The organism is Arthrobacter sp. 35/47 (assembly GCF_000520475.1).
GTDB classification, from domain to species: Bacteria; Actinomycetota; Actinomycetes; order Actinomycetales; family Micrococcaceae; genus Arthrobacter_D; species Arthrobacter_D subterraneus.
Genome location: NZ_KI914581.1, coordinates 151,156 through 158,688 on the forward strand (window position 1 = coordinate 151,156; position 7,533 = coordinate 158,688).

Sequence of the window (7,533 nt, forward strand, 5' to 3'; positions counted from 1 at the left end):
CTGCTCGGAACCGACATCCTGACCGTAGTGGGCTTCTCCAGCTTCGGTGTTCTGCTCTATTACGCGGTGGCCAACCTCTCAGCGCTCACGCTGTCTTCGCGTCCCTGGTACGCGCCGCGGGCACTGAATGTTCTCGGCCTGGTCGGGTGCCTGGTGCTCGCGTTCACCCTTCCGGTCCAGTCGGTGCTGACCATGACGGCCATCCTTCTGGTCGGACTGCTTGGCCGTGCCGCCGCAGTGCTGATGCGACGACGCCGGCACCAGACCTAGCGGGGACGGTTCAGGCCCGCACGCCGTTCGTCGCTGAACTGGCGACCGCCGTCGTCGTGATTGCGCTGCTGCTCGGAACCGACATCCTGACCGTAGTGGGCTTCTCCAGCTTCGGTGTTCTGCTCTATTACGCGGTGGCCAACCTCTCAGCGCTCACGCTGTCTTCGCGTCCCTGGTACGCGCCGCGGGCACTGAATGTTCTCGGCCTGGTCGGGTGCCTGGTGCTCGCGTTCACCCTTCCGGTCCAGTCGGTGCTGACCATGACGGCCATCCTTCTGGTCGGACTGCTTGGCCGTGCCGCCGCAGTGCTGATGCGACGACGCCGGCACCAGACCTAGCGGGGACGGTTCAGGCCCGCGGGAGAACCGCCGGCCACCGGTCGCCCGCCGGCGGGTTCCAGGACAGCGGATCGGCAGGGACCTGCTCGCCGGACCGGATGTCCTTGACCTCGTGCGTCCCGTCCGCTGAGGTGAACCAGACAAACGGGATCCCGCGGCGGTCGGCGAACTTGATCTGCTTTCCGAACTTTTCCGCCGAGGCGGCCACCTCCACCGGGATGCCACGGCCGCGCAGGGCGGCAGCGACGTCCTGTGCGGCGGACCAGGAATCGTCATCGGCGAGGGTGACCAGCACCGCCGTCGGAACCTGACGGGACGCCGCTGCGAAATCCTGGTTCAGGATGCGCGTCACCAGGCGTGTGACCCCGATGGAAAGCCCGACGCCGGGGAAGGTCCGGTTGCCCTTGCTCGCCAGCGCGTCGTAGCGGCCTCCGGAGCAGATGGACCCGAGGGACTCGTGGCCCACGAGCACAGTCTCGTAGACGGTTCCGGTGTAGTAGTCCAGGCCGCGGGCGATGCTGAGGTCCGCGATAACCCTCCCGGGCACCCGCCTGGCTGCCTCGGCGATGACCTGCTCGAGCTCGGCCAGGCCCTCGTCCAGCAGCGGATCCGACACTCCGAGTGCACGCACCTGTTCCACGAACGAGGTGTCTTCGGTGCGGATCGCTGCGAGGCTCAGGGCTGAGCGGGCCTGCTCGTCGGTGGCACCGAGTTCGGACTTCAGGAGTTCCGCAACCTTCCCGGCACCGATCTTCTCCAGCTTGTCGATGCTGCGCAGCACCCCCGGGGTGTCGGTCAGGCCGATGCCGCGGTAGAACCCCTCCGCGAGTTTCCGGTTGTTGATGCGCAGCTGGAACTCGGGAATGGGCAGGGCGCCGAGCGCCTCCGCGATGACCAGCGCCAGCTCAACGTCATAGCGGAACGGCAGGGATCCGTCACCGACCACATCGATGTCGGCCTGGGTGAACTCGCGGGCGCGGCCCTCCTGGGGGCGTTCACCGCGCCAGACCTTCTGGATCTGGTAGCGGCGGAACGGGAAGGCAAGGTGGCCCGCATTCTCGACCACATAACGCGCAAAGGGAACCGTGAGGTCGAAGTGGAGCGCGAGGGCATCGTCACCGGCCGCTCCCGCGTCCTCATCCTGCAGCCGCGATACGGCATAGACCTCCTTGTCGATTTCGCCCTTGCGCAGCAGCTGGCCAACCGTTTCAACGGCGCGCGTCTCCACGCTGGAGAATCCGTGAAGCTCGAAGGTCCGCCGCAGCGTGTCCAGGACGTGCAGCTCCACGAGGCGCTCCTGAGGCAGCCATTCGGGAAACCCGGACAGCGAGGACTTTCGTGCCATGTAAGGAACTCTCCTTGGAATCGCTTGTGTCCCCACCGGTCGGCCGGGGATCCTGCGGTGAAGCGTGAGGCAAGAGCGCACTGTGCCTACACTGTCTGCGGCACTCATTTTAGGGGAACGCGTCAGGCCGTTGCTAACCGGCCGGGCGCGTGCCCGGATATATCTGGGCACGCGCCCAGATCCACCGTCGGACACAGGAGGTTCCGTGGCCGTTGACCGGCGCGGACGCGAAATGCGCCGCCATATCAGCCAGATCGAGGCGAAGCGCGGACTGAAGCGCGCACAGGAAAGCCGACGCCGGAAGGACAGCACCATCGCGGGCGGTGCGGCAGCAGCGGTCCTGGCTCTCGCCGTCGCACTCCAGGTCTTCTGGTTCAGCTCCAATCCGACGGCCGCCGAGATGGCCGCCCTGGAGGATGCACCGGGTATTGCCGAGAGCGCTGAAGCTGAACCGGCACCCAACGGCGCGAACATCCCGGATCCATCCATCGCGGAGGGGAAGGTCTTCACGGGCACCCTTGCCACCAGCGCCGGGGATATCGGCGTGGAGCTTGACGGAACGGCGGCGCCGCAGGCTGTCGCCGTGTTCACCTCACTCGCCGAGGACGGTTTCTTCGAGGGCAAGACGTGCCACCGGCTCACCACGGCCGAGACCATGGGGGTACTGCAGTGCGGATCGCTCAACGGGGACGGTGCGGGTGACCCGACCTACCAGTGGGGGCCCGTGGAGAACACTCCGGAGGACGGCGTGTACCCCGCGGGGGCAATCGCTGTGGCGCGCGGCGCGAGCACCGACAGCAACGGCACGCAGTTCTTCATCGTCTACAAGGAGTCGCAGATTCCACAGAACACCGGCGGGTACACCATCATGGGTTCGGTGACCTCGGGCCTGGACGTTGTCCGGCAGGTCGCCGAAGCCGGTGTGGAAGGCGGCGGCGAGGACGGAGCCCCGGCCACGCCTGTGACGATAGACTCATTAACCCTGCAGTAAATAAACGGGATACGGCCGTAAGCGCCGTCCATCGAGCGAAAGACTTCTAGCGGTGACAAACAGTCAGAAATCCGACGAAACGCCTGCAACCGACACGGCCGGGACCGTCCCACCGGACACCGTCGCGGAGCCGCCTGCCTCCGGGGAGGCCACGGAACAGGAGTCTGCCACCCCGGCCCCTGCCCCGGCGCAGCCTGCAGCCGACCCGTTGCCTGCAGCCCCGGCTCCGACACCCGCCAAGGCGGCTCGGCCCCGTCCCACACCGGCCGCCATGGCTCCCCGGCCCAGCGGTCCGGCGGCTGCAGCGGTTGTCGCCGCTCCCCCGATCCACTCCACTCCCCTGGAGGAGGCAGAGAAATTTGCCCGGGTGGAGGAAGACGGGCATGTGTTCCTGCTCGTCGACGGGGAGGAGTTTCCCGTCGGTCAGTATCCGGATGCCTCCCGCGAGGAAGCGCTCGGTTACTTTGTGCGCAAGTACGACGACGTCGCAGGCCAGATCACACTGCTTGAGCAGCGGGTCCAGGCCAAGGCACCGACCACGGACATGCGGAAGACGGCAGCGCATCTCGCTGAACAGGTTGCCGAGCGCAAGATGGTCGGGGACGTCCGGGCGCTGGAGGCGAGGCTGGATGCACTGACAACGCACATCGCGGAACTTGAGTCTGCCGAGAAGTCGGAGCAGGACGCCGCGCGGGCCCGGGAACTGGAAGCACGTGAGGCAATCGTGGCGGAAGCTGAGGAAATTGCCGGCCGGGATCCGTCCACCGTGCAGTGGAAAGCCAGCAGCAACCGCATGAACGAGCTGTTCGAGCAGTGGAAAAACGCACAGAAGTCCGGCATGCGGCTGGGCCGCGGCACGGAGGATGCGCTGTGGAAGAGGTTCCGCTCCGCCCGCACCGTCTTTGACCGCCACCGCAGGGCCTTCTTCTCGCAGCTCGACAACGAGAACGCCGACGCGAAGCGCGCCAAGGAAGCTCTCATCAGCCGTGCGGAGGAACTTTCCACCTCCACCGACTGGGGGCATACAGCTGCAGAATACCGCCGGCTCATGGACGAGTGGAAAGCCTCCAAGCGCGCAAGCCGCAAGGATGACGACGCCCTGTGGGCCCGGTTCCGGGCCGCCCAGGACAGGTTCTTCGCTGCCCGCAAGGCGGCGAACGAGGCCATCGACGAGGAGTACGGAGCCAACCTCGTGGTGAAGGAAGCCCTCCTCGCTGAAGCGCGTCAGCTCCTGCCGGTCAAGGACGTCGCTGCCGCCCGGAAGGCGCTGCAGTCCATCCGCGACCGCTGGGAAGACGCCGGAAAGGTCCCCAGGGCTGACATGGGACGAGTTGAGGCGCGGCTGCGCGAGGTTGAAGACGCTGTGCAGGCGGCCGAGCAGGAGCACTGGCAGCGCACCAACCCCGAGACCAAGGCACGCACCAACAGCGCGCTCAGCCAGCTCGAGAGTACTATCGCCTCCCTCGAGGATGATCTCGCCGCCGCGGAGAAAAACGGAGACGCCCGCCGGATTTCCGCCGCGCGGGAGGCGCTGGAAGCACGAAGGCAGTGGTTGGACATGCTGCAGAAATCCGCACAGGACTTCTCCTAGCGCCAACGTGTTCCCCCGCGTCGTAGCCGTGTGAAGGTGAGTCCCGGCCGGCCCGTTATCCACAACGGGCCGGCCGGGACTTTCCCTTTGCCGGCGCATTGGGGAAGCTTGACGCATGCCAGCCACGCAAGGATCCACCGCGCAGGGGCAGCCGAGTGCCCGCCGCAACCTTGCCATCAACTCCACCGGTGGAGTCCTGTTCCACGGCGGAACCATCTTCAGCCACGTTGAGCTTCAGGCAATGCGCCTCGACGGCCTGATGGTCCATGTGTGCGGGGAATCCTATGTGCGCACCGACCAGCCGTCCACTCCGGCCATCCGAGCCCAGTCCGCGCTCAACGCGGTCCCGAGGTCACTGCACCGGCGGGTGGCGCTCGCCCGGCAGACCGCCGCCTGGATTTACGGGTGTGCTCCTGCTCCGTCCGTGGTCAGCCTGGTTACCGACCACCGGCGTCGGACCACTGCCCTTCCCCTGTCCGGCCCGGCCGTCATGCACCAGGTCACCCTGGGACCGTGTGATCTCTCCACCGTCGGAGGAGTGCAAGTGACTTCGCCCCTGCGGACGGCTCTCGACGTCGCAATCCACGGACAGGATTCCTGGGCGGTGGACGCGCTGAGGAACATCGCTGCGGCGCCGGAACTCCGCTGCCCGCTGCACCTCGTGGTGCTGTCGCTGGAGCACGCAGGCCGCGTGCCGGGCAAGGCTCGCGCCCTGGCCCGGTTGCGGGAGGCCATGCGGACCGGCCGCTAGAGCCGCCGCTGTGAGCCGGTGGTGCGGTACACGTCGAAGACCCCGTCGATGCGCCGTACCGCACTCAGAATGTGGCTGAGGTACTTCGGGTCACCCATTTCAAAGGCGAACCGCGACATCGCCACCCGGTCCGTCGACGTATTCACGCTTGCGGCCAGGATGTTCACGTGGTTTTCGGAGAGCACCCGAGTGACGTCCGAGAGCAGGCTCTTGCGGTCCAGCGCCTCGACCTGGATTTCCACCAGGAAAACACTCGACTGGGTGGGAGCCCATTCGACGTCGACTATGCGGTCCGGCTGGTCCCGCAGTTCCTGAACATTTCGGCAGTCGTTCCGGTGGACCGAGACACCGGACCCACGCGTTACGAAGCCCACAATCGGGTCCGGAGGGACCGGCGTGCAGCAGCGTGCCAGCTTGACCCACACATCCCCGACACCGCGCACGGTTACGCCCGAGTCGGAGAACTTGGGACGCCGCGGCTGCGTTGCAACGGTCGCCTCGGCGATGTCGTCCTCAGCCCCGGCATGACCGCCCATGAGTGCGACAAGGTGCTCGATGACGTTCTGGGCGGAGGTGTGGCCGTCACCCACTGCGGCGTACAGCGCCGAGATGTCCGCGTGGCGGAGCTCCTGCGCCACCGCCATGAGCGCATCGTGCGTCATCATGCGCTGCAGGGGAAGGTTCTGCTTCCGCATGGTGCGCGTCAGCTGGTCCTTGCCCTTCTCGATTGCCTCTTCGCGGCGTTCCTTGGTGAACCACTGCCGGATTTTGTTGCGCGCACGGGGGCTCTTGACGAATCCCTGCCAGTCCTGGCTCGGCCCGGCGCCCTCCGCCTTGGAGGTGAAGATCTCCACCCAGTCACCGTGGTTCAGCTCGCTGTTGAGCGGAACGAGTTTGCCGTTGACCCTGGCGCCGATGGTCCGGTGGCCCACTTCCGTGTGAACGGCGTAGGCGAAGTCCACCGGCGTGGAGCCGGCAGGCAGCGCCATCACCTCGCCCTTCGGCGTGAACACGAAGACTTCCCTGGCATTGATCTCGAAGCGGAGGGAGTCGAGGAACTCGTCCGGATCCGACGTCTCCTGCTGCCAGTCCACCAGACTGCGCAGCCAGCCCATGTCGCTGTTGTCAGGGGCTCCGCTGGTTCCCGCTCCACCCTGGTTCTTGTACTTCCAGTGGGCAGCGACACCGTATTCCGCACGCCGGTGCATGTCATGGGTCCGGATCTGGATTTCAACCGGCCGTCCGCCGGGTCCGATGACCGTGGTGTGCAGCGACTGGTACATGTTGAACTTGGGCATGGCGATGTAATCCTTGAACCTGCCGGGCAGGGGGTTCCACCGCGCGTGCAGCTGGCCAAGGGTCGCGTAACAGTCGCGTACCGAATCAACGAGGACCCGCACGCCCATCAGGTCATGGATGTCGTCGAAGTCTTTGCCCCGGACGATCATCTTCTGGTAGATCGAGTAATAATGCTTCGGCCGCCCGGTGATGGTCGCCTTGATCTTCACCGAGCGCAGATCCTCCCCGATCTGGTCCCGAACGAGGTTGAGGTGCTTTTCCCGCTCAGGGGTGCGGTCACCGACCATCCGGACGATCTCTTCATAAACCTTCGGGTGGAGCGCCGCGAAGGAGAGATCCTCCAACTCCCACTTGATGGTGTTCATACCGAGTCGGTGTGCCAGCGGTGCGAAGATCTCAAGGGTTTCCCGCGCCTTGCGGGCTGAGGACTCCGGTGAGACAAAGCGCCAGGTCCGGGCATTGTGCAGCCGGTCTGCCAGCTTGATGACGAGGACGCGGATGTCCTTCGCCATTGCGACGACCATCTTCCGGACCGTCTCAGCCTGTGCGGCGTCCCCGAAGGACACCTTGTCCAGTTTGGTGACGCCGTCCACCAGCATGGCGACTTCCTGGCCGAAGTCGCGGCGGATGTCCTCCAGCGTGCAGCTGGTGTCCTCGACGGTGTCGTGGAGGAGTGCGGCGGCGAGCGTTGTCCCGGTCATGCCGAGCTCGGCCAGAATGGTGGCTACCGCGACAGGGTGGGTGATGTACGGATCGCCGCTCTTGCGTTTCTGTCCTTCATGGCTGCGCTCCGCTACCTCATAGGCGCGCTTGATGAATTCCAGGTCCTCTTTGGGGTTGTTGGCGCGTACCGTGCGCAGCAACGGTTCCAGAATGGGCGAATAGTCGGCGGCGCCGCGGCCCGCAAGGCGGGCCAGGCGCGCACGGGTCCGCTCCCGGCGGCCGGGA

5 protein-coding genes and 2 pseudogenes are annotated in these 7,533 nt (G+C 66.1%); 5 read left to right on the top strand and 2 right to left on the bottom strand.

Features of this window, described 5'->3' with window-relative positions; translation table 11 throughout:
• Both X803_RS22020 and X803_RS0101100 read left to right on the top strand, forming a co-directional pair.
• Window positions 1-270, top strand: a pseudogene (locus tag X803_RS22020) (amino acid permease); the annotation flags it as partial.
• Window positions 271-290: 20 nt separating this feature from the next.
• A pseudogene (locus tag X803_RS0101100) lies at window positions 291-608 on the top strand (amino acid permease); the annotation flags it as partial.
• Window positions 609-618: 10 nt separating this feature from the next.
• On the opposite strand, the gene hisS reads toward X803_RS0101100, so the two are convergent.
• A complete protein-coding gene (gene hisS / locus X803_RS0101105; protein WP_026543687.1) occupies window positions 619-1,953 on the bottom strand; it encodes a histidine--tRNA ligase in 1,335 nt (444 codons plus the stop codon).
• 205 nt (window positions 1,954-2,158) lie between these two features.
• Between hisS and X803_RS0101110 the strand changes: the two genes are divergently transcribed.
• From X803_RS0101110 to X803_RS0101120, 3 genes are all read left to right on the top strand, one after another.
• Complete coding sequence (locus tag X803_RS0101110) at window positions 2,159-2,944, top strand: peptidylprolyl isomerase (RefSeq protein WP_026543688.1); 786 nt, start codon at window positions 2,159-2,161, stop codon at window positions 2,942-2,944.
• A gap of 52 nt (window positions 2,945-2,996) precedes the next feature.
• Window positions 2,997-4,535: a DUF349 domain-containing protein gene (locus tag X803_RS0101115; RefSeq protein ID WP_026543689.1), complete on the top strand. Its 1,539-nt coding sequence runs from the start codon at window positions 2,997-2,999 to the stop codon at window positions 4,533-4,535.
• A 115-nt stretch (window positions 4,536-4,650) separates the two neighbouring features.
• Window positions 4,651-5,286: a hypothetical protein gene (locus tag X803_RS0101120; RefSeq protein WP_026543690.1), complete on the top strand. Its 636-nt coding sequence runs from the start codon at window positions 4,651-4,653 to the stop codon at window positions 5,284-5,286.
• Here X803_RS0101120 and X803_RS16980 read toward each other — a convergent pair.
• Window positions 5,283-7,533, bottom strand: a 2,251-nt coding sequence (locus tag X803_RS16980; RefSeq protein WP_035777384.1) for a RelA/SpoT family protein, incomplete at its 5' end; no start/stop codon positions are given. The genes X803_RS0101120 and X803_RS16980 overlap by 4 nt on opposite strands.

Coding starts and splice junctions, on each gene's coding strand:
- hisS (WP_026543687.1), bottom strand. CDS start 1,953: ATGGCACGAAAGTCCTCGCTGTCCGGGTTTCCCGAATGGCTGCCTCAG.
- X803_RS0101120 (WP_026543690.1), top strand. CDS start 4,651: ATGCCAGCCACGCAAGGATCCACCGCGCAGGGGCAGCCGAGTGCCCGC.